Origin of the sequence: Alcanivorax sp. (genome assembly GCF_017794965.1) — a bacterium.
Classification (GTDB): Bacteria; Pseudomonadota; Gammaproteobacteria; order Pseudomonadales; family Alcanivoracaceae; genus Alcanivorax.
Window position 1 is genome coordinate 1,422,459 of sequence record NZ_CP051240.1, and the last position, 22,671, is coordinate 1,445,129.

At 58.7% G+C, this 22,671-nt stretch carries 19 protein-coding genes; 9 read left to right on the plus strand and 10 right to left on the minus strand.

Features of this window, described 5'->3' with window-relative positions:
* Window positions 1-47: 47 nt before the first annotated feature.
* Together HF945_RS06315 and HF945_RS06320 are read right to left on the minus strand one after the other, a co-directional pair.
* Window positions 48-206: a hypothetical protein gene (locus HF945_RS06315; protein WP_290524898.1), complete on the minus strand. Its 159-nt coding sequence runs from the start codon at window positions 204-206 to the stop codon at window positions 48-50.
* 651 nt (window positions 207-857) lie between these two features.
* On the minus strand, window positions 858-1,616 hold the full coding sequence (locus tag HF945_RS06320; protein WP_290524899.1) for a glutathione S-transferase N-terminal domain-containing protein: 759 nt from the start codon (window positions 1,614-1,616) through the stop codon (window positions 858-860).
* 247 nt (window positions 1,617-1,863) lie between these two features.
* Here HF945_RS06320 and HF945_RS06325 point away from each other — a divergent pair, with 247 nt between their 5' ends.
* The gene (locus HF945_RS06325) at window positions 1,864-3,075 is read left to right on the plus strand and encodes an acetyl-CoA C-acetyltransferase (protein ID WP_290524900.1); all 1,212 of its coding nucleotides are present in this window, start codon (window positions 1,864-1,866) and stop codon (window positions 3,073-3,075) included.
* Window positions 3,076-3,102: 27 nt separating this feature from the next.
* On the plus strand, window positions 3,103-5,265 hold the full coding sequence (locus HF945_RS06330) for a 3-hydroxyacyl-CoA dehydrogenase NAD-binding domain-containing protein (protein WP_290524901.1): 2,163 nt from the start codon (window positions 3,103-3,105) through the stop codon (window positions 5,263-5,265).
* 154 nt (window positions 5,266-5,419) lie between these two features.
* Here the strand turns inward: HF945_RS06330 and HF945_RS06335 are convergent, their stop codons facing one another.
* On the minus strand, window positions 5,420-6,403 hold the full coding sequence (locus tag HF945_RS06335; RefSeq protein WP_290522779.1) for an IS110 family transposase: 984 nt from the start codon (window positions 6,401-6,403) through the stop codon (window positions 5,420-5,422).
* 469 nt (window positions 6,404-6,872) lie between these two features.
* A complete protein-coding gene (locus tag HF945_RS06340) occupies window positions 6,873-7,292 on the minus strand; it encodes a VOC family protein (RefSeq protein ID WP_366492714.1) in 420 nt (139 codons plus the stop codon).
* Window positions 7,293-7,360: 68 nt separating this feature from the next.
* Between HF945_RS06340 and HF945_RS06345 the strand changes: the two genes are divergently transcribed.
* Window positions 7,361-8,191 carry a PPK2 family polyphosphate kinase gene (locus tag HF945_RS06345; RefSeq protein WP_290524902.1) on the plus strand — a complete coding sequence of 277 codons (831 nt, stop codon included), beginning with the start codon at window positions 7,361-7,363 and terminating at the stop codon, window positions 8,189-8,191.
* 83 nt (window positions 8,192-8,274) lie between these two features.
* Here the strand turns inward: HF945_RS06345 and HF945_RS06350 are convergent, their stop codons facing one another.
* Entirely contained in the window at window positions 8,275-8,637 is a 363-nt protein-coding gene (locus HF945_RS06350; RefSeq protein WP_290524903.1) for a response regulator, read from the minus strand.
* Between the two features lie 266 nt (window positions 8,638-8,903).
* On the opposite strand from HF945_RS06350, the gene HF945_RS06355 reads away from it, so the two are divergent.
* Both HF945_RS06355 and purU read left to right on the plus strand, forming a co-directional pair.
* Window positions 8,904-9,920 carry an AraC family transcriptional regulator gene (locus HF945_RS06355; RefSeq protein ID WP_290524904.1) on the plus strand — a complete coding sequence of 339 codons (1,017 nt, stop codon included), beginning with the start codon at window positions 8,904-8,906 and terminating at the stop codon, window positions 9,918-9,920.
* Between the two features lie 33 nt (window positions 9,921-9,953).
* Window positions 9,954-10,826, plus strand: a complete 873-nt coding sequence (gene purU, locus HF945_RS06360; protein WP_290524905.1) for a formyltetrahydrofolate deformylase — start codon at window positions 9,954-9,956, stop codon at window positions 10,824-10,826.
* Window positions 10,827-10,895: 69 nt separating this feature from the next.
* Here purU and HF945_RS06365 read toward each other — a convergent pair whose 3' ends face one another.
* Window positions 10,896-11,555, minus strand: a complete 660-nt coding sequence (locus HF945_RS06365; RefSeq protein ID WP_290524906.1) for an outer membrane beta-barrel protein — start codon at window positions 11,553-11,555, stop codon at window positions 10,896-10,898.
* Between the two features lie 101 nt (window positions 11,556-11,656).
* Here HF945_RS06365 and rlmM point away from each other — a divergent pair, with 101 nt between their 5' ends.
* The 3 genes from rlmM to tusA all read left to right on the plus strand — a co-directional run bounded on the left by rlmM (window position 11,657) and on the right by tusA (window position 14,287).
* Complete coding sequence (gene rlmM, locus HF945_RS06370; protein ID WP_290524907.1) at window positions 11,657-12,718, plus strand: 23S rRNA (cytidine(2498)-2'-O)-methyltransferase RlmM; 1,062 nt, start codon at window positions 11,657-11,659, stop codon at window positions 12,716-12,718.
* Entirely contained in the window at window positions 12,718-13,950 is a 1,233-nt protein-coding gene (locus HF945_RS06375; RefSeq protein WP_290524908.1) for an MFS transporter, read from the plus strand. The genes rlmM and HF945_RS06375 overlap by 1 nt, the downstream gene beginning before the upstream one ends.
* Before the next feature lie 106 nt (window positions 13,951-14,056).
* Window positions 14,057-14,287, plus strand: a complete 231-nt coding sequence (tusA, locus tag HF945_RS06380) for a sulfurtransferase TusA (protein WP_290524909.1) — start codon at window positions 14,057-14,059, stop codon at window positions 14,285-14,287.
* Window positions 14,288-14,428: 141 nt separating this feature from the next.
* On the opposite strand, the gene HF945_RS06385 is transcribed toward tusA, so the two are convergent.
* From HF945_RS06385 to HF945_RS06395, 3 genes are all read right to left on the minus strand, one after another.
* On the minus strand, window positions 14,429-15,913 hold the full coding sequence (locus HF945_RS06385; RefSeq protein WP_290524910.1) for an NAD(P)/FAD-dependent oxidoreductase: 1,485 nt from the start codon (window positions 15,911-15,913) through the stop codon (window positions 14,429-14,431).
* A 236-nt stretch (window positions 15,914-16,149) separates the two neighbouring features.
* Window positions 16,150-16,842 carry a hypothetical protein gene (locus HF945_RS06390; protein WP_290524911.1) on the minus strand — a complete coding sequence of 231 codons (693 nt, stop codon included), beginning with the start codon at window positions 16,840-16,842 and terminating at the stop codon, window positions 16,150-16,152.
* Window positions 16,843-17,120: 278 nt separating this feature from the next.
* Window positions 17,121-18,509: an MATE family efflux transporter gene (locus tag HF945_RS06395; protein ID WP_290524912.1), complete on the minus strand. Its 1,389-nt coding sequence runs from the start codon at window positions 18,507-18,509 to the stop codon at window positions 17,121-17,123.
* A gap of 73 nt (window positions 18,510-18,582) precedes the next feature.
* On the opposite strand from HF945_RS06395, the gene HF945_RS06400 reads away from it, so the two are divergent.
* On the plus strand, window positions 18,583-19,113 hold the full coding sequence (locus HF945_RS06400) for an elongation factor P hydroxylase (RefSeq protein WP_290524913.1): 531 nt from the start codon (window positions 18,583-18,585) through the stop codon (window positions 19,111-19,113).
* Window positions 19,114-19,581: 468 nt separating this feature from the next.
* On the opposite strand, the gene betT is transcribed toward HF945_RS06400, so the two are convergent.
* On the minus strand, window positions 19,582-21,621 hold the full coding sequence (gene betT, locus HF945_RS06405; protein WP_290524914.1) for a choline BCCT transporter BetT: 2,040 nt from the start codon (window positions 21,619-21,621) through the stop codon (window positions 19,582-19,584).
* Window positions 21,622-22,671: the final 1,050 nt, after the last annotated feature.

Consider the following 22,671-nt stretch of genomic DNA (forward strand, 5'->3'; position numbering starts at 1 on the left):
GGAGACAGGCTTTCGGCGAGGTGAAAGCGGGTAATACCGTTCAGGGTTCAGGAAAAACGTGAATCCCGGGATTCACGGTTCCCGTTGTTTTCATCACCGTGATGACGTTGCCGTTTGGCTTCACGTTTGCGACGTTCCCGGTCGGCGCGCTTGTGTTCTTCTTCCCACTCTTCCGGTTCATAGTCATCAAAGTGTCGACGACCCATGGTGCTGCTCACTGTCCGCTGTTAATAGAAGGGACACTGTCGGTCGCCCTCAGAGGCGCTCGAGACAACGTCTTAAGCGATATATAGCACTAAAGCGGATGCGGGAGAAGTGCCCGGAACGGCATTTGTTGCCGTTCCGGATAACTGGCTTCCCGTGGACTGTCGCCGGGGTGCGGAAATGGGGCGGGGCAGTTCATTGTTGTCCTGTAGCTTGTATCTACTTGACGAGGCTCTGCAGGGCTGATCATTTCGGCAGAGTCTTTCGTGATATGAAGGCATGCATTGGCGACGAGCCAATTTCCACCCAGCTTCTGCAGGTTCTTTCTGGCCAGGATCTTCCTTCCAGGGAGCGAAGTGAGCTACGCGATGGACCGTAGGGAGGGGCTCTGGTCGTAGCCAGACAAGGGCAAAGATGCGAGTGAAGAGTTTCGAAAGGCCAAACAGGGCGGGTCGAAGGGTTTGCGGGGGCGAAACTCGCGTCGCGTGGCTTGTAACCGTCTTTTTCTCGCCAGGGCTCGGATCGCTTGCAGGCAAGCTCCCACAAAGGAAGAGGCTCATACCCCGGAAAATATGGGAAGCAGTGCGGGGCAGCTTGCCTTGGCTGGCGATTTTCACTGCCCCGTGACTGGGTCTCTGCCTTACCTGTGCCCCTTAGCGGGCGTAGGTTCGTTCCAGATAATCCAGAATGACAGAGGATTCAAACATTTCGGTACCGGTGTTGGGATCTACCAGATAGGGCACCGCAATCCTGCCGGCGCGGTCCATCAGGTCCACCCGGTTGCGCTGGCTGGGTGCGTAATCCGGTACCAGTTGTTTGCGCAGGGGGGGGAGTACCCAATCCTGCCACTGGTCCCGGCCACACTGGCGCAGGATGTAGGGTATCTGCAGTTCGGTCAGGCGCTCACGCACCAGCCGGGCAAACGGACTGGCTTCAAAGGAATACAGTTCCAGCGGCTGCTCTGGTGGCAGCGAGTTATCGCAGTAGACGCCACGGCGGGCCCGGGGCAGGGAGGCCGCCACGGATGCTGCCGTGCGCAGGCTGCGAACCAGCCAGCGTTTCGGGGCCGGCCGACCGCCGTATTCCTGATACAGGTATTCGATGATGTCCGCCGACTCGTAAAGTTCAGCACCGGTGTTGGGGTCCATCAGGTAGGGAAACTGCTGCTTGCCACCCAGACGCTCCACCAGCGGACGATAGCGGTCGCCGTCCTTGGGGCAGGGAAAGATCAGCGCATCCAGGTCCAGATCGGTGAGGGCTTCACGGACCAGACGGCAGAACGGGCACCCTTCCATGTCATAGAGTTCAAGCGGTTCTTCCGGTTGACGGACATGCCCGGCGGTACCAATACCCCGGCCCTGTTGAAGGGCAGACGAGGCCAATGACTGTAAAACATCCAGAGTATGGGACATCAACTATCTCCTTGAGCGAATGGCAAGCACCATAGCAGGTCAACATCACCGCGCAATGACTGTACAGACTGGGCGAAAGTGTTTGCCCTTTCCGCTCAACCCCCCTGTTAACTCATGTCATTGAGTGACGGGACGCTGGCAGGCACTCTTACCGTCTTTCCATCGTGGGTAGATTGCCTGTTATCGCACTGCCCTCATAACCCGTCAGCACAACGCTGACATCTGCCTGAGGCAAGAGGAAGGTTCCATGACCGAAGCCTATATTTACGACGCGATTCGTACGCCCCGAGGCCGGGGCAAGAAAGACGGCTCGCTGCATACCGTGAAGCCGATTTCCCTGGTGGTTGGCCTGATTAATGAACTCAAGGCCCGCTTCCCGAACATGGACCCGGCGATGATCGACGACATCGTCATGGGCATCGTGTCCCCGCTGGGTGATCAGGGTGGTGTACTGCCCAAGATTGCTGCACTGGCTGCCGGTCTGCCGGAAACCGTTTCCGGTCTGCAGATCAACCGTTTCTGCGCATCTGGTCTGGAAGCGGTCAATCTGGGTGCCATGAAAGTACGTTCCGGTTTTGAAGACCTGGTACTGGCTGGTGGTGTGGAGGTCATGAGCCGTGTTCCCATGGGCTCTGACGGTACCCCCTGGGCGCTGGATCCGGAAACCAACTACGACACCGGCTTTATCCCGCAGGGCATCGGTGCTGACCTGATTGCCACCGTGGAAGGCTTCACCCGCAAGGACGTTGACGAGTACGCAGCCAACTCCCAGGCCCGTGCAGCTGAAGCCTGGGACAAGGGCTACTTCGCCAAGTCCGTTGTGCCGGTTAAAGACATGAACGGCTTGGTGGTTCTGGACCGTGACGAGCACGTCCGCAAGGGCACCACTGCTGAAGCACTGGGCAACCTGAACCCGTCCTTCGCCATGATGGGCGAGATGGGCGGTTTCGATGCTGTGGCCCTGCAGAAGTACCACTGGCTGGAAGAGATCAACCACGTTCATACCCCGGGTAACTCCTCCGGTATCGTGGATGGCGCCACCCTGCTGCTGATGGGTAACAAGGACGCCGGTGACAAGATCGGTGCCAAGCCCCGCGGCCGTATCGTTGCTACCGCAGTGAGCGGTGCTGATCCCACCATCATGCTGACCGGCCCGGCGCCGGCTGCCCGCAAGGCCCTGGCCAAGGCCGGCATGACCGCCGACCAGATCGACCTGTGGGAAATCAACGAAGCCTTCGCGTCCGTTGCCATGCGTTTCATGAAGGACATGGAGATCAGCTACGACATCACCAACGTGAACGGTGGTGCCATCGCCATGGGTCACCCGCTGGGTGCTACCGGTGCCATGATCGTCGGCACCGTGCTCGACGAACTGGAGCGTCGCGACCAGAAATTCGGCCTCTGTACCCTGTGTGTGGGTGCAGGTATGGGTATCGCCACCATTGTTGAGCGCCTGTAAGCGGCCACCGGAATTGGAGATATTGAAATGACAGAATCGACTATTCGCTGGGAAAAGGGTGCGGACAACATTGTTACCCTGACCCTGGACGATCCGCAGCAGTCTGCGAATACCATGAACGACCGTTACACCAAGTCCATGCATGACACGGTGGAGCGTCTGGAAAAAGAGAAGGATGACATCGCCGGTGTCATTATCACTTCTGCCAAGAAGACCTTCTTCGCCGGTGGCGACCTGCGTGACCTGATTCAGGTTAAGCCGGAAAACGCCCAGGAAATGGCTGACGGCGGCAAGCTGCTGAAAGGCGACCTGCGCAAGCTGGAAACCCTGGGAATCCCGGTTGTTTGTGCCCTGAACGGCACGGCGCTGGGGGGCGGCCTGGAAATCGCACTGGCCTGTCACCGTCGTGTGGCCCTGAACAACCCGAAAGCCCAGTTTGGTCTGCCGGAAGTGTCCCTGGGCCTGCTGCCGGGAGCCGGTGGTATCGTGCGTACCGTGCGTATGCTGGGTATCCAGGACGCACTGATGAACGTGCTGATGCAGGGTCAGCGCATGAAAGTGGCCAAGGCTCAGAAAGTCGGCCTGATCGACGAAGTGGTCGACAGCGAAGAAGAGATGATTGCCAAGGCCAAGGAATTCATCCTTGCCAACCCGAAATCCCAGCAGCCATGGGATGCCAAGGGTTACAAGATTCCGGGCGGCACGCCGTCTACGCCGAAGTTCGCTGCCAATCTGCCGGCCTTCCCGGCTAACCTGCGCAAGCAGCTGAAGGGCGCCAACTACCCGGCACCGAAGAACATCATGGCGGCTGCCGTGGAATCAGCCCAGGTGGACGTGGACAACGCCTTCCTGATCGAGGAGCGCTACTTCATTGATCTGGTAACCGGTCAGGTTGCCAAGAACATGATCAACGCCTTCTTCTTCAACCTGCAGGCTATCAACGGTGGCGCCAGCCGTCCTAAGGATGTGCCCAAGTTCACCGCCAAGAAAGTGGGTGTACTGGGTGCAGGCATGATGGGCGCAGGCATTGCCTACGTGACCGCCATGACCGGCTCCGAAGTGGTACTGAAAGACATCTCCCAGGAAAATGCCGAGAAGGGCAAGGACTACTCCCGCAAACTGCTGGACAAGGCCATCTCCCGCGGCAAGATGACCGAAGAGAAGAAAGAGCAGGTACTGTCCCTGATCACTGCGACTGCGGATGCCAAGGATCTGGAAGGCGTGGACTTCGTGATCGAAGCCGTGTTCGAGAACACCGAGCTGAAGCACAAGGTTTTCCAGGAAATCGAAGACGTGGTACTGCCCGACGCAGTGCTGGGTTCCAATACTTCCTCCCTGCCGATCACTGGTCTGGCCAAGGGTGTGAAGAAGCAGGACAACTTCATCGGTATCCACTTCTTCAGCCCGGTCGACAAGATGCCGCTGGTGGAAATCATCTGTGGTAAAGACACGTCTCCGGAAGTGCTGGCCAAGACCTACGACTACTGCCTGCAGATCCGCAAGACCCCGATCGTGGTCAATGATTCCCGCGGCTTCTTCACCACCCGCGTGATCGGCACCTTCGCCAACGAAGGTATCGCCATGCTGGGGGAAGGCGTTTCCGCCGCGTCCGTAGAGCAAGCTGCACAGCAGGCTGGCTACCCGGTAGGTACCCTGAAGCTGATCGATGAAATCAACATGGGCACTGCCCTGAAGATCGGTAAAGCTGCTGAGGACGATGCCAAGCGTGACGGGACTCCGCCGCCGCCGCATCACCCTGCCCAGGACGTGATGAAGAAGATGGTCGAAGAGCTGGATCGTCCTGGCAAGCTGCAGGGCAAAGGCTTCTATGACTATCCGGAAGGTGGCAAGGCCAAGCTGTGGCCAGGCCTGAAAGATGCCTTTGGTGACTCCACCGAGATTCCCATGGAAGACATGAAAGAGCGTATGCTCTTCATCGAAGCCATGGAAGCGGTGAAGTGCTTCGAAGAGGGCGTTATCGAGTCTGTAGCCGATGCCAATATCGGTTCCATCTTCGGTATCGGCTTCCCGGGCTGGACCGGTGGTGTGATCCAGTACATCAACCAGTACGAGGGGGGGCTGAAAGGCTTTGTGGCCCGCGCCCAGGAACTGGCTGCCAAGTACGGCGATCGCTTCAACCCGCCGGCACTGCTGGTAGAGAAAGCCGAGAAGGGCGAAATCTTCAAGTAAGATTCGCTTTTCCCGACACAAAAAAGCCCGGCCATGTGCCGGGCTTTTTTGTGGCCGCTCTGCGGCTGCATCACGCAACACGCAAGTTTTCAACCTCCGCATTTCTTCGAAGCCGCTGTAGATACCGTCTCTCTCCATACCCTGCAAGCCGTCTCTATGCGACTTGTGGGGTATATTTCTTTTGGTGCTTGATTACCCCATAGGCGATTTGCACCAGCTTGCGCATTGCTGCCACCACAATCACTTTACCTGTCTTCCCCCTGTCTTCCATGCGCCGTCTCAGTGCCCGGATATCGGGGTTGTGGGTGCATGCTGTGACTGCTGCCATGAACAATTTTCCCCGTACGTTGGCGCGGCCACCTTTGCGGATCTTTGTCGGCTTTCTGGAGTCGCCGGATTCATTGTGCACCGGCGTAATGCCCAGGAAGGCGGCACATTGCTTGGCTGACCGGAAGTCCCGACTGTGTATTAGCGACAGCAGCTCTCGGGACATCACATCGCCTACCGCAGTGATGCTCTCCAGCAGTGAGCGGTCCTGTTTCAGTTCAGGATGGCCATCAATGTGGTCATCGATGTCCTTTTTGAGCTTGCGGATCTCCTCATTCAGTGTCGCGATCATGTCCTGTATAGAGGCAATGACTCGCTCGCTTGACTGGTTGAATTCCGCTTTCTCAAGCCGGTTTTCTTCCCGCTGACGGTCTTTCTCCAAGGCCTCCAGACGAGCACCAAGCGCTCGTAACTGCCTGATCTCTGGCGCTTCCGGCTGCCATTTATGTAGTCGCTCATGCTTCTCTTTCACGTAGAGAGCCAGGCACAGCGAGTCGAGCTTGTCTGTCTTGCTTGAGAACCCTTCACTCTTGGCGAAGTCCCTGGTGCGCGCCGGATTGGCCACATACACCTGCAACCCAGCTTCATGGAGTGCGTAGGTCAGGTTCTCGTGATAAATACAGGTGGCTTCCAGCACCACATGAATCTCGGACGGCTCAGCACCGGTCTGCTTGAGCAGCCACTGCGCAACCTCGTGCTCCTTCCCGCGCCGATTCTGGAAAACCCGTGTTTTTACCTTCCGGGGATTGGCCTGGCGCAGCCAAAGTGTATCGAGGCTCTTTTTGCTGACATCAATTCCAACGAAGTGCATCTCTCGTGTCTTCCCTTGCTTATACGGCTTCATCCCGCGGAGGGGAGAGCCCGGATACCGTTCAGATTTAAGAGAATGGGTCGGAGCCAGGATCTACGTCACAGGGTCTATGCCCTCAGGAGCTTGTCAGGCTTTAACCCGACCCGTGAGTGCTGGTAGCTAATCAGCACTCGTGGAGAGATACAAGGAGCTTGCCTGCAAGCGATCCGAGCCCTGGCGAGGTAAGGATGCCAGAGACGGCTTTATTTGCAGGAGGCTCAACCCGCACGGCGATCCTGTTTTCATTCTGGAAGGTTTGAAGAAACTCCCTTCGGTCGCCTCGCTGCGCTCGGTTCGTCCCCTGGAAGGGAACTCCTACAGCACGGTCCAGCTGTGTGGCCAAAATTCAAACGCTAACTCAAAAGCCATGCTATCAGGCCCGGGCTGTTTTTGATTTTCGAAACCCGGTACCCGAAACCCGCTTCTGGAATCATTTCTTCACCGCGGCCCCACCCAGAAGTGCGGATTGCAGGCCACCTCCCACAGGTGCCCGTCTGGATCCGCAAAGTGCCCTGAATAGCCCCCCCCAGTCCGTGGCCTGGGCAGGTTTGATGATGTTGGCACCGGCGGCCTCTGCCTGTTGCAGCAGAGCATCCACCTCGGCAGGGGAGTCCAGGTTATGGGCCATGGCGACACCCCGGAAGCCACTGCCATCTGCGGATACACCAGCATCCTGTGCCAGCGCATCGTGGCCGAACAGCCCAAGCCAGGTGCCGTTAAGTTCGAAAAACGCCACGGGAGAATCGTCTGGCATGGCGCGGCGGGGAAGGCCCAGCCCTTGTTCGTAAAAGGTGATGGCGGTGCCCAGATCGCGGACACCCAGGGTGATCATGCTGATGCGTGGTTGCATGACAATCTCCGGTTTTCTACCTGGTAAGGTTCCCATTATGCTGAAGGAGAGTTTGCCGGGGAGGGAATATGGACAGCAAACAGTTTGCCGATGTAGTTGCACCCGGCATGGATGTCGAGGCACTGGACAGTGTGCTGCCAGAAGACCAGAAACCTGACCTGGCCGCAGCGCAGCGAGATATCAACGAGCATCAGCGTCGCCTGTTTGCCAATCAGCGCAATGCTGTGCTGCTGGTGCTGCAGGGTCTGGATGCGTCCGGAAAGGACAGCCTGATTCGCACCCTCGGTCAGGCCATGGATCCCGCCGCCTTCCGAGCCCACAGCTTCGGTCGACCCCAGAGAGAGGAGGTTCACCATGATTTCCTCTGGCGGGTGTGGCGACACCTGCCGGCCCGGGGCGAGGTGGTGGCCTTCAACCGCAGCCACTACGAAGCGGTTTTGGCGGAGCGTTTGTGGCCGGTGAGTGAAAATGCCAGCGATGACTGGGAGCGCAAGTACGAGGCGATCAATGGCTTTGAGCAGCATCTGACGCGGGAAGGTACCCGGATCATCAAGGTGTGGCTGCAGACTTCAGAGGAGGAGCAGCGTCAACGGTTGCTCAAGCGCCTGGATAGCCCCCGCAAGCGCTGGAAGTTTGATCACGCTGATGTGCTGGCCTGGCAAGCGCGGGGCGATTATCTCCATCTGGTCAATCAGGTATTGCCCGCGACCCATACCTCCTGGGCGCCCTGGCACGTGATTCCCAATGACGACAAGAAGGCGGCGCGGGCCGTAGTGGCCAGTCTGCTGTCTGATGCGTTGAAGGCACTGGCGCCGGAGTATCCTGCAGAGGATGACGGAAGCATCCCCGAGTATCGTGAGCTGCTTTCAGGCAAAAGGCCGGAGAACAAGGGGGGGTAGGGGCGCTCTATCCCTGTTTCGTGCGAATGATGTCACTCTCTTGTTGGGCACCAGGGCCCCTGAGATGGTGGGCAGATGGGCGATCAGCTGGCTTTGGCCAGATAGCCATTCAGCCAGCGGCGCAATTCACTTGGGCGCAGGGGTTTGGCCATGAGGGCGTCGCCACCCGCATCCAGGCTTTGTTGCTGGTAGGCTTCGCTACTGTTGCCGGAGATGAACAGAATAGGGAGGTTCTGGTCGTCATTGCGGACTTCCCGGGCCACGGTAAAGCCGTCCAGTACCGGTAGTTCCACGTCCAGAATTAACAAATCGATGTCCCGCTGCCTGAACAGACGCAACGCCGCCTCACCATCGGCGGCCAGCACATACTCGTGCTCCAGTTCCTCGATGATGCGACAGATGATCAGGCTCACGGCCTTGTTGTCTTCCACTACCAGAATGCGCATGCCTCGTTTTTATCTGAAGGCGCGATTGAGCACAAGGGCGCATAATGATGATCGCGGTAATTAGTGTGACAAGGTGCAACAAGTACGGTCAAAACAGGCCCCGAAATTGATACAATTGGTATGCAAAGGGGTGATTTTCGCAAGAGTATGTCAATTATCCGCATTTTCTTTATTATTGGCGTTCCAAGGCTCCGCACAGGGGCTCGGCAGCCCGGCTGACAATAATGCTGAACGGGCGGATCAGACGGTAGAGGACAGACTGATCGATGTACCATCGTAGAACGATCAATATCAATCGAGTGGTCAAGCTGTTGCAGGGGGCCGCCCGATCCGGGGCCAGTATTCCTGAATTGCTCGACAAATGTGGTATTCCACGTCAGCTACTGGAAGACCCGGATGGCACGATCGAGCGTGATACGTTTATCAAGATGATGCTCCTGATCATGGAGCAGACCCAGGACGAATTCCTTGGCTTTGGTCAGGGGCGCAAGTCCAAGCCGGGCACCTTCTCCATGATGGCCCACGCGGTGATCAACTGCCCCAATCTGGGGGCGGCTATCGAACGGGGTATCCGCTTCTACGACCTGTTTGAGCTGAGTACCCGCACCGGCATCCAGCGCGAAGGCGATGTGGCCCGGCTGGTGGTCAATGCTGACTCTCGCCTGGATTTCCGTGAAGTCATTATCGAAGCCTCCCTGTTCATCTGGCTGCGGTTCATGAGCTGGCTGGTGGGTAAGGCCATCGAGCCCCAGGAAGTCCGTCTTGATTATTCCGATACCAAGAACGATGAAGAGCACCGTTTCCTGTTCGATTGCCTGATTGAGTACGGCACCGACGAGAATTCCGTTACCTTCAAGTCCGAGTTTCTGGAGTTGCCGCTGGTTCAGAATGAGCTGTCCCTGTCCAAGTTCCTGAAGGACTCGCTGGCTCAGCTTTTCGACGGCAATATCCATAATGTGGGCCTGCCGGCCCAGATCCGGGCCATCATTTCCAATGAATACGGCAACAGTTTCCCGGACTTCACCGAGATCTGCGGCAAGCTGAACATGACGCCGCAGACCCTGCGCCGTCGTCTCAAGGAAGCCAATACCAGCTACCAGGAGATCAAGGACTCCATCCGCAAGGATGCCTCGGTCTATTACCTGTCCAAGCCGGAGCTGAGCATCGATGAGATTGCGCTGCTAATGGGCTTCAGTGAAGCAAGCTCCTTTCATCGTGCTTTCAAGAAGTGGACCGGGAAAACCCCGTCCAGCTATCGCAAGGAACACTTTGGTGTCAGCTAGTGATCCTGGCTGACACCCGTATCAGGATCTGAGATGACCATGACCGACGCCACTACGGCGCGACTGCTGGTAACCTGCCCGGACAAGCCGGGCATCATCAGTGCAGTCAGTACCTTTCTGTTCAATCACGGCGCCAACATTACCGATTTTGACCAGCATTCCAGTGATGCTCAGGGTGGCACCTTCTTTTTGCGTCTGGAATTCCAGACACCGGATCTGGACTGCTCCCGTGACGCCCTGAGAAACAACTTTGCCACCGCCGTGGCCGAACCCTATGACATGCAGTGGCAGATCAGTTATGCCAGTGAGAAGAAGCGCATGGCGGTGTTGGTGTCCAAACACGATCATGTGCTCATGGACCTGCTGTGGCGTACCTCCCGCGGGGATATGCCCGCCACCATCCCATTGGTGATCAGCAATCATGATGACCTGCGTGACGAAGTGGAGCGGTTCGGTATCGAATACCATCACATCCCGGTGACCGCGGACAACAAGGCGGAAGCGGAGGCCCAGGCGCTCAAGCTGCTGGAAGGGCGGGTGGATGTGATTGTGCTGGCCCGATATATGCAGATTCTCAGCCCGGATTTCGTCTCGCACTATCCCCACCGGGTGATCAATATTCATCACTCCTTCCTGCCGGCGTTCGTGGGGGCTAATCCCTACAAGCAGGCCCACGACAAGGGGGTGAAGCTGATCGGTGCCACCAGTCATTATGTGACCGCGGATCTGGATCAGGGGCCGATCATTGAGCAGAACGTACAGCGTGTGAGCCACCGCCATTCTGCCGATGAGCTCAAGGCATTGGGTCAGGACGTGGAACGGCAGGTCATGCTGCGTGCGGTACGCTGGCACCTGGAAGACCGGGTGATCGTCGATGGCAACAAGACAGTAGTGTTCGTTAAATAACGCTATATGCATCACGCAACAGGCAACACGCCAGATCCGGCGTGAAGCGTGTTGCTGAGCATGTTGCGTTTAATTCGTAAAGCGCAGACCGATACCCAGGGTACCGAAATTTTCGGATTCCATATTGGTGTACTGGTATTGGGCGGTGAGCGACAGGCTGTCGAGAAGCGGGATCGCCAGACCGGCGGTGGCATAGGGGGCCAGCCCAGATTGGCTTTCGCTTTGCGGGGCGTCGTTGACAGTGGTGACCGTGTCACCGTTAACATCCAGCAGAATGCGTTGCTGGCGTGTTTCCAGCTTCAGGTCATAGAGGTAGCCGCCGGCCTTCAGATAAAGCCAATAGGGGCTTTGCCAGACCACGCCAGCGGTAAAGCCTCCCAATTCCAGGGAGTCTTCCTGTTGAACCCGCACGCTGGTGGCGCCGGCACCGGTTTCGGAGACACTGGGCGCACGGGTAAAATCAGTCAGCTCATCCACATCACCCTGGGTGACAAAGCCACCTTCCAGCCCGAAACGGGAATTTTCGCCCAGCGTTACGCTGTTCAGCCACATCCCCACATTGATGGTGAGGCCATCCGCAGTATCAAAGCCATAGGGATCCATGTCGGCCTTGCTCATCTGGGCCTGGACGAAAAAATCCACGTCCGGTGGGGCAAGCTCTTCTTCGGCGTGTAGTGGGGTGATCAGGGCGCCAGTCAACGCCAAACTCAGCGGCAGTGTTGTTTTCATTATTGATCCAGCCGTTGTGATAAGGACAATGTAGCCATCTTCAGGCCCGCACCCCTGGGTGTGGGCAAAAGCCATCGTATTGTAACCAGCGTGAGACCGACATGCCCAGCGACTTCTTGAACACCGGCACGGAAACCCTTCTGGCACTGTGCCGCCCGGGCTTTGAAGCGGATCTCGCCGCCGAACTGAACTTCCATGCGGCGGAACAGATGGTGGCCGGGTATCCGCGGACGTCTGCCAACAGTGGTTATGTGCTGTGGCACAGCCAGCAGGGCAGCATGGCATCACTGCTGCAGAGCGGACTGATCTTTGCCCGCAGTCTGAGCATGGGCATTGGGGAGTTTATTGATATCGGTGATGACCGCATCGGCGCCCTGTGGCCCTTGTTGGAAGAGGCTGCGCCGTTCAGTGAGGTCTATCTGGACCACAGTGATACCAATGAAGGGCGTGAACTACAGCGTTTCCTCAAGGGGTTTCGCAAGGCCCTGGAGCCCCGCCTGAAGAAAGCCGGTCTGCTGCGACGCAAGGCCGCCAACCGCCTGCACCTGTTTTTCAGTGACTCCCACAATGGCTGGGCGACCATCAGCCCTGCCCAGGTGCCACTGGCGGAAGGCGGGGTGCGCCGTCTCAAGTTGCCGGCCGAGGCGCCCAGTCGCTCAGCGCTGAAAGTGGAAGAGGCCCTGCTACGCTTTTTCGGCACCACTGATGCGCTGTCGGCGAAAACGGCGGTGGATCTGGGGGCGGCGCCGGGTGGCTGGAGCTGGCAGCTGGCACGCCGCGGGATCAAGGTGCAGGCGGTGGATCACGGCAAACTGGATGCCCGGTTGCTGGATGAATACCCGGTGGAGCATATCTACGGTGATGCCTTCACCTGGCGGCCGCGCAGCAGTGTGGATCTGGTGGTGTGTGATGTGGTGGACAAGCCGGCAAGAACCCTGCAGCAAATGGAAAAATGGCTTGAGCAGGGCTGGAGTCGCGCGGCCCTGTTCAATTTGAAACTGCCCATGAAGCGCCGCTTTCAGGAAGTCTGGCAATTGCTGGAGAAGCTGGCCACCGCCATGGAACGTCATCCCGAGCGGGGCGAGGTGATCATCAAGGCTGCGCACCTTTATTACGACCGGGAAGAGATTACCGTCTGGGCTGCCTACCACCGGGATTACTGATGACGACATCCAGACCTGGGCCGGCGCTGTTCGCGACCCTCGGTGCCCTCTATTTTGCCCAGGCGCTGCCTGTGAGCATGTTGGGCAAGGCGCTACCTGCGCTGGCCCGGGATGCGGGCCTGCCCACCGAATGGATCGGTTTTCTGGCCCTGCCGGCCTTGCCCTGGGCGTTCAAGTTTATCTGGGCTCCGTGGGTGGATCGCTGGGGGGCAGGGCGTCCCAATCATCGCAAGCGCTGGATCCAGTGCTGTCTGCTGGCCGTGATGGCGGTGTTGTTCGTGGTCTCCCTGTTTCCCCAGAAGTGGTTACTGGGACCGGGCTTTGTGGTGCTGCTGGGCCTGCTGTTTCTGCTCAACCTGTTCAGTGCCACCCAGGATATTGCCACCGATGGGCTGGCGACCCGCATGTTGCCGCCCTCGCTGCGGGGGCTGGGCAACAGTATCCAGGTCAACGGCTACAAGATCGGCATGATGGTGGGTAGTAGTGCCTTGCTGATCCTTGTGGGCTGGTGGGGCTGGCAAACTACCCTGGGGCTGGTGATCACCGGCATGATGCTGGTGCTGGTTCAGGTGACCCGGTTCCGCGAACCGGTAGAGCCGCCGCGGCCCCGGGAGCATGTGAGTTTTCGCTGGTGGCGTCAGGAGCTGGCGCGCTTCTGGAAGCGTCCCGGCATGGGCCTGTGGCTGTTCCTGCTGCTGTTCTACAAAGTGGGTGACGGCTTTGGTACGCGCATGATTAACCCCTTTCTGGTCGACAGTGGCTGGAGCCTGGTGGAAATCGGCACCCTGGACCTGATCATTTCCTTCGCCGGTCTGGCGGGGGCCGCCATGGCGGGCCTACTGATGATCCGCATGGCTCACCGAACGGCCCTGTTTGCCTTTGCTGTGTTGCAGACCCTGGCCTTTGCCGCCTGGGCGGCGCTGGCACACTACCAGGCGCTGGAGTGGATCTGGCCGGTGGCGTTGTTTGAGCAGTTTACCGATGGCCTGTCCACGGTGGCGTTCTTCACGTTGATGATGGATTACTGCCGGGACGGACATGAGGGGAGTGACTACACCATGCAGGCCTCGGTGCGGTTGTTTGCGGTGGGGATTTTTACCCTGAGCAGTGGTTTCAGTGCAGCCTGGCTGGGCTATGACGGCCACTTCCTGCTGGCGGCAGCACTGGTGGCGGTGGTGATTCCTCTGGCGTGGCGCTGGCAGCCGCCGGCTACCGCGCAAACACCTCATTGAGGCACCGTCAAAGTGATCAAACAGGCCTGGTTTAGCGGCGGCATTTCCGTGCCAGCGTGATGGTGCCTATAATGGCCGCCCCCAGCCGTACACGCCGGAGTTTTCCATGGAAGCCCAACACCACCTCGATGCCACCGGTCTGCTATGCCCGGAACCGGTGATGATGCTGCACAACAAGGTCCGCGACATGGCCCCCGGCGATCTATTGGAAGTGCGCGCCACCGACCCCTCCACCGAGCGCGACATTCCCAAATTCTGCCAGTTTCTGGGTCATACCCTGGAAGGGCAGGAGGTTGAGGGGGAGGTTTATCGGTACTGGATACGTAAAAAGCAGTGAACAGTGAATAGTGAATAGTTAACAGTTGCGCGAGCAACGCTCTCGGTTTTGAAACGTATGAGGCCGCGCCCGAACTTCGGGCGCGGCCTCATAGGTTGGAGAACAGACAAGGCAAAACCGTGCGCTGTTCACTATTCACTGTTAACTGTTCACTGAAACGCTGGTCGATCTGTAAACATCAAAGTCTGCGAGATTCGGCTCCCTCATCTCCTCCACCCACTGCCCGAACGTGAACGGCCACAGGGCCGGTGTGCCGGTGGGGTCCAGGTACCAGCTTTGGCAGCCGCCGGTCCAGACGGTGCCGGTCATGTTGGCCTTGATGCGGGACAGGAAGCTATCCGCGGCGTCGGGGCGCGGTTCGATGGCGTCGAATTCGCCCTGCTGCCAGCGGCGGATGAGCTTCATCATGTAGTCTGCCTGCACCTCTGCGACGCGGGTTACCGAGAAATTGCCCACCGGGCTGTTGGGGCCGGTCATCAGGAAAAAATTGGGGAAGCCGGGGATAGTGACCGAGCGGTAACTGAGGCACTGCTGCTGCCAGGCGGTCTCGATATGAATGCCATCGCGGCCGGTCAGGTCCATGGGGCGCATGAAGTTCAGGTGGTGGAACCCGGTGGCCAGTACCAGCACGTCCAGTGGATGCTTGTTGCCATCCCGGGTCACGATGCCGTCGGGCTCGACATGGTCGACATCATCGGTGATCAGCTCACAGTGGGGTTGCTGCACCGCTTCAAAAAAATCCGAGGCGAGCACCAGCCGCTTGCAGCCCACCCGGTAATCCGGGGTGAGCTTGGCGCGCAGCTCCGGATTGGCCACCGCTTTTTCCAGATTGCGGCGCACGATTCGGTCGGTAATCCAGAACTGTAGCGGCTTGCCGATCACCATCTTGGCGAACATCTGGGCGTAGTACCACGCCCACAGCCGGCCAATAAGGGTGGCCAGGAACGGTAAGCGGGCGAGGGTCTTCTTGTACAGGGGAGAGTAGTGAGCATCCGGGCGCGGGAACATCCACTGCGGGGTGCGCTGGAAGATTGATACTGGCACGCCCTGATTCACCAGTGCCGGGATGACCTGAGCGGCGGTGGACCCGGTACCGATCACGCCAACCCGTTTGCCGCTGAAATCCAGTTTGTGATCCCAGCGGGCAGTATGGAAAGCCGTGCCGGCAAAGTCGGAGAGCCCGGGAATATCCGGAACCGAGGGGTGATGGAGGATGCCGGTGGCCGCGACAATGAAATCCACACTAAGCGCATCGCCTTTGCTGGTGGTCACCTGCCAGCGACCGTCCCGGTATTGGGCGGCCGTAACTTCCTCATTGAAGCGCACCAGTTCAGTAATGCCGTATTTGTCGGCGGTCTGCTCGAAATACTGGCGAATCTGGGCGCCTTCGGCAAAGCGGTCATCCCAGCCTACAAAGGGTTCGAAGCTATAGGCGTACATGTGGGCGGGCACATCACAGCTCACGCCGGGGTAGGTGTTCTCCCGCCAGGTGCCGCCCACACCATCGCCTTTTTCCACAATGGTGATGTCAGTGATGCCTGCCTCGCGCAGCTTGATGCCTAGCAGAATGCCGCTCATGCCGGCACCGATCACCAGAACAGCGGGATTACGGGTCTGTTTCTCCATGCTGGGCTCCGTCTCGCCGGGTTGTCGTTGTTATTGAGACAAAGCTAGAGGATTGTATCGGGGGTGGCGATGTCAGGAAGTGACAAAAAGATAGTGAATAGTGAACAGTTAACAGTGAATAGCGTCGCGAGTGACGGGGTTTGGGTTTATAACGTTAGAGGCCGCGCCCGGAATCCGGGCGCGGCCTCAAGCCTCCACGTAAAGAATGCGTTGCTCGCGCAACTGTTCACTGCCTTTCACCGTTCGGTTGCCAGCATTGCCACCGCCGCCAGGGCCTCCGGGTCCCGTTCCTTGAGTTTATTGGCGATGCCGTGTTGGAAGAAGTAGCGGAAATCCGCTTTTTCCTGGGCGGGAACCAGACATTGGGCGCCGGGTAAAACCGGGGTTTCAACCGGGTCGGATTCCTCGGCCACCATGGCAGTGAGGGTGCCATCGGCATGCAGGCGCCAGCTGACCACCTCCATCAGGCTGATGGTGTGGAATTCATCCGCGGAAAACACCGCATGGGTACCGATGGTATCGGGGATTTCCTGTATGGACTGCCCGCCGGGCTGGGGTTTGCCGAAGAAGCGTATCGCCGCATCCAGCTCCTGTACCTTGTGTTCCGGGGCGTCCACAAACAGGTAATCACTGCCGGGCAAGCGGTAGCCCTCCCAGCGACCATTAAGCGGATCGGCCAGCGCCATAGCGGTAACCGGTGTTTTCAGCCACGGCACCATGGCGACGGTGTCGCCATTGGCGAGACGGGCCCAGGCCAGAATCTTCAGAGAGAAAAGGGTGTCCGGGTGGTGATCATTGGCGTACAGCAGCTCAATGCCATCGTATTCCGGTGACAGACGAAGTATAGGGGGCTGTGCCGCTTGGCGGCGTGGAGAGAAAGGAACAACGTTGCTGTTCCCGCCAGGGTGTTGCCGGTGAGCCGAAGTCATGGGCACCTCCCGGTACGTGTCCTAGAGGATCGCCATTATGAGTACACCCGGCAGGGTGCTGGCACGATCACATGCCATGGCGACCGTTAACTCAAGTTAACTTTTACTTGGAATCCATGCAAGTCTTCGTGAAAGCGTCATGAAGAAAGGTCGGATGGCGGGATAAATGGCAGAGGCCACGGTGAGGGGATGAGTTGCGAGTTGCGTAAGGCAATAACCTTGTACTCGCGCAGAGGAGAAAGGTTTTCGAAACTCGCTTCTCGTAGCTTGTTCTTCCCTCAAGCTGCCTGCTGCGGTTCAGCAGAGGTATTGTCCGTTTTTTCCGGCAGGGGTTGCTGCATGCGCCAGTACAGGCGCCAGCCCAGCAGAATCGCGGCGGTGGTCAGGCCCGCCACCAGGCCGATCCAGAAGCCGGCGGGGCCCATGGGCTCGACGATGAGGGAGGTAAGACCAAGTACATAACCCAGTGGCAGGCCCACGCCCCAGTAGGCGAACAGGGTCATGACCATGGGCCAGCCAGTGTCTTCGAAACCTCGCAGGCAGCCATTGGCACACACCTGCAGGGCATCGGAAATCTGGTAAAGGGCGGCAAACAGCAGCAGGTAGCTGGCCAGCTCGATGACGTCGCGGTTATCGGTATAGATGTGAGGAATCCAGTGGCGGGCCAGCACCAGCGCCAGTGACGCGACCACACCGACCACCAGGGTGATCATGTGGGCCACCTGCACGGCGTGCCTGAGGCGGGTGAAATCATGCCGGCCACGGGCATGACCGACTCGGACAGTGGCGGCGATGGCAAAGCTCAACGGAATCATGAAAATCAGCGAGGTGAAGTTCAGTGCGATCTGGTGGCTGGCCACAATCTGCGCCCCCAGGCTGCCAATCAGCAGGGCGATGATGGCGAAGATGCTGACCTCGAAGAAGATGGTCAGCCCCACCGGCAGCCCCAGGCGCAGCATGTAGCCCAGGCTGGGTATCTCGAAATGCCGCTGGCGCAGGTTGAGCGGAGCATGCTGATAGACTGGATGCCGATGGGTATAGAACAGCATCATCAGGGCCATGGACCACATCACCAGGGAGGTGGCCCAGCCGCAGCCCACGCCGCCCATGGCCGGCAAGCCCAGCTTGCCGTAGATCAGCACATAGTTGCTGGGGATATTGATCAGCAAGCCGATCACGCTGAACAGCAACACCGGGCGGGTGTGATTCATGGCTTCGGTATAGCTGCGCATGGCCAGCATCAGTGCGGCACCGGGCATGCCCCAGCTCAATGCATCCAGATAGCCGGACACCATGGGCCGGATAGCCGGATCGACCTCCATCCATACCAGTACCGGCGCAATACTGCGCAGGATCAGGGCGCTGAGCACTCCCAGGCCCATGGCCAGCCAGATACCCTGCTGGGCTAGCGGGTTGATACGATGGTAAGCTTCGCCGCCAAGATGGCGTGACAGGATCGGGGTAGCACTCATCAACACCCCGGTCATGAACAGGTACAGGGGCACCCAGATACTGGCGCCCACGGCCACCGCGGCCAGATCATTGGCGCTGACACGGCCTGCCATTAGTGTATCCACAAAGCCGTTGGCGGTCTGCGCCAGCTGGCCGCCAAGAATGGGCAGGGCAAGCGTAAGCTGGGCAACAAATTCCTGACGGCGGGAAGACATAGGCGCGACGAATCTTATGGGTGAGAACCGGGAGCGGAGAAAGGCCGCTACCATACCGCAAAGCGAGGGACAGGTGCACCGTAGTGCAGACCTGGAATCGCTATTTCGGGCCACTTTTTTTGCCGATTTCGCCACCGTGCTGGAGGGTGGAGCCCCGGAGCCGGTGTATCTGCCAGGCAACCCCCATCGAATCTGTTATACCCACGACTATTTCCGCAGTGCGCTCCATGAGATTGCCCACTGGTGTGTGGCAGGCGCAGAGCGGCGCCTGCAGGAAGATTACGGCTACTGGTACGCCCCCGATGGCCGCGATGCCGACCAGCAGGCGCAATTTGCCCGTGTGGAAATCCTGCCGCAGGCCTATGAGGCCTTGTTCTGTGCAGCCTGTGGCCATGATTTCCGGGTCTCAATGGATAACCTCAATGGTGATGGCGGGGATGAAAGGGGGTTTGCCGAAAAGGTTCACACCCGCGCCAACGCACTGTTAAAGCTGGGCCTCCCTGAGCGGGTGGCGCGATGGTGTGATGCCCTGGCGGGCGACTATGGCCGCCAGAGCGTTCCGCTTCCTGAAGCTCTGCAACAAACCTTCCAGCTACCGTTGTAGGAGCGGTGGTTCCAAAGCTCCTACAAAAACAGGACAGCCTTCCCCTGTGGGAGCTTGCCTGCAAGCGATGCCGGGTTGGCCAGGCGGTATTCGCTTGCAAGCAAGCTCCCACAGTAGGTTCTCCCGGTTCTCCGTGCTTCATGTTGCGTGATGCAGCCGCAGAGCGGCCACAAAATCGTGGTGGCAAGCCACCGCGCCTCCAAAACCCGGGGAGCCCCATTGTGGGAGCTTGCTTGCAAGCGAATGGCCAACCTATCGTCTGCAGGCAGACTCCCACAAAAAGATTTGCCCTTGGACTACACCCCTGGCTTGGCCTTTGATTTTCCTCACAGCTCACAGCTCACAGCTCGCAGCTCGCAGCTCGCAGCAAAAAAAAGACCGCACCCCATGTCCGGGCGCGGCCTCCTTGTCTTCAGCCAGCAACAACCTTAAAACGCGTTGTTGCGTGAAGCGTGCTGCGTGTAGCGTCTATCGCAGCATATGCAGGAAGTGCATGTGTTTCTCGTACTGGTCCAGTACGTCCACAATTACCTGCTCCTTGGTGTAGCCCATCAGGTCATAGTCCTGACCCCCTTCCTGGAGGAACACTTCAGCACGGTAGTAAGTGTCCTTGTCCGCGTGCTTCTTGGCGTGGTCCAGCTGACGGATGGTGAGCGAAGGACGGGTGTAGCCACGTACTCGTACACCGTAGATGAAGTCGGTTTCCTGACCATGGCTCACTTCCAGGTAGGCGCGATCGTCCTCGTGGCGGATGTCCACTTTGAGACCGTAGCTTTCCAGCTCTTCGGCCACCGTTTCCAGCGCGGGCTTCACCGTGACTTCCAGGAATTCCAGCACTTTGACCCGTAGCGGGAAGTTGACCATGTTCTTCAGGCGCGACTTCCAGCCACCGCCACCCTGTGGCCGCTGATGGCCCACATTCACTTCCGGCGGCGGTGCCACGGCGGCGGCCAGACTGCGTTGGCGAATGTTCTCCACACGCAGCGAGCGCAGCAGACCGTAGGCAGCCACCAGCAGGACCGCGGAGAAGGGCAGCGCCGCGGCAATGGTGGCGGACTGCAAGGCACCCAGCCCGCCGGCGAGCATCAGAGCAATGGCCACCAGCCCTTCGGAACTGGCCCAAAACACCCGCTGCCATACCGGGGTGTCGTCATGGCCACCGGAGGCCAGCATGTCCACCACCATGGAGCCGGAGTCCGAGGAGGTCACGAAGAACACGATCACCATCAAGGTGGCGACACCGGAAATAAAGCCGGAGAACGGAAACTGTTCCAGGAAGTGGAACAGGGCCACCGACATGTCTTCGCTGACCAGGCGTCCCAGATCGGCAAACGACTCGGACATGATCATGTGAATGCCGGAATCCCCAAAGACAGTCATCCAGAACAGGGTGAAGCCAGCCGGAACAAACATCACGCCCATGGCAAATTCACGGATGGTACGACCGCGGGAAATGCGCGCAATGAACAGCCCCACAAACGGTGACCAGGCGATCCACCAGCCCCAGTAGAAGATGGTCCAGCCGCCGACCCAGGCCTGCGGGCCACCATCCACCTTGGGCTGGTAGGCGTACAGGTTGAAGGTCATGCTGACCAGTTCGGACAGATAGCTACCCACATTCTGCATATAGGCTTTCAGCAGGAAGATGGTTGGACCCAGCAGCAGAACAAAGGCCAGCAGCAGGAAGGCCAGGCCCAGGTTCAGTTCGGAGAGTCGACGGATACCCGCATCCAGACCGGTGACCACGGAGATGGTGGCCAGACCGGTGATCACCACAATCAGGGTAACCTGCATAGTGTCGCTTACCGGCATGCCGAACAGATAGTTCAGCCCCGCATTCACCTGCTGTACACCAAAGCCCAGCGAGGTAGCCACACCCAGTACGGTACCGACCACGGCAAAGATATCCACGGCGTGCCCGATGGGGCCGTAAATCTTTTTGCCAATGATAGGGTATAGCGCCGAACGCAAGGTCAGGGGCAGGCCCCGGCGGAAACTGAAGTAGGCGAGAATCAGGCCAACGATAGCGTAGATGGACCAGGCATGTAGACCCCAGTGGAAAAAGGTGACACGCATGGCTTCCTTGGCCGCTTCAATACCGCCAGGTTCCGCCATGGGCGGGCTGGTGAAGTGCATCACCGGCTCGGCCACACCAAAGAACATCAGGCCGATGCCCATACCCGCCGAGAACAGCATGGCAAACCAGGAGCCGTAGCTGTAATCCGGCTCGGAGTGATCCGGACCGAGCTTGATTTCGCCATAGCGACTGATGCCAAGAAAGGCGACGAGAGAAATGATGATCGCGACGGTTAAGACATAGAACCAGCTGGCTTCTTCAATGACCGCGAGTTTGAGACCGTTGAAGAAAGAGCCGGCGGTTTCCGGGACGATCACGGAGAACAGTACCAGGCCCACGATGATGGCGAGAGAGCCATAGAATACGGGGGGATTGATCTTGCTTTTCATGCCCGAGGTAGGCGAAGTGTCCTGCTCGGCAGACTCTGACATTGGAAGCTCCTTGTCCGGATTGAGGGTGCCGTTTCCGGGAACCGTAGCTTCTTCGCTGCGCACTGACTGGCAAGGCCAGACCTTGAAAGACAAGGGGCGCAATACAAGCAGATGACGCCTGCTGTCTTACACCGCGGAGTACTACAGACCTGTATTCAGTGGTTCCCTTGTTGTCCCACCTTAACATACGGCCCTCTTTTATCACCCCCCACACGGTTATTGTTGCGTAAGCGAAGGTCGACCGGATCAAGGGAAAGGGGGGGTTAGGTGCTGTAGGTTTGCCTGTTATTCGCTACGCTCACCCCTTCGGGGCGTTTCTTTGCTTCGCTAGGCGAAGTGCGAATCCGGCGGTGATGGTGGCTCCTACCTGAATGGCTCGATGTCAGCTGATATGTCATCGCATCATGACACGTGCGTGTCCTCGCCGGACGGGCCCAAAGGGGTGTAACGCGACACCCCTCTGGACTCCCCCGCGCCCCGACTCCGTTCGGCCCGCTCCGCGGGCACACTCCGGTACTCGCCCTGTGACGGACGCAAAAAAGACTCGCTCCGCTCAGACAGGTTTTTTGCTCTGCGCCGTCACAGGGCTGCGTTCCTCGACTCACTCTAACGGGGAAGGTGCCGTGCTGATGGCATTGGAGTTCTTTTCTCGCACAAACGCTGAGGGTTGCTGTAGGAGCTCCCTTCCAGGGGGCGAATCGAGCGACAGCGAGTGACGGGGTTCGAGTAACGAGTTGCGAAAGGCAAAGGCGCAAACCTTGCCGGTTAGCGGTTTTTGATTTTCTTAAGGAGCCTCTGAATAACTCCTTGCGTACTCAGCGTGGCCTGGAGCGTGCAGCTGTTGTGTCTTGTCTCGATGGTCAGGGTGGTTCCCTTTCCGAGAGGCAATGCGCAGCAGATGGGCGCTCCAGGCCGCGCCTTTATGCCCGAACGGGTGCTCCCGGGTCTTCCAGGCTGACTCACACTCGTTGTTGCACTTTTTCGACAGGCAACCAGCATGCCATCAAAAGTGCGCCCCTCTTTACCTTTGCCGAGGGGGCGAGCCAGCCT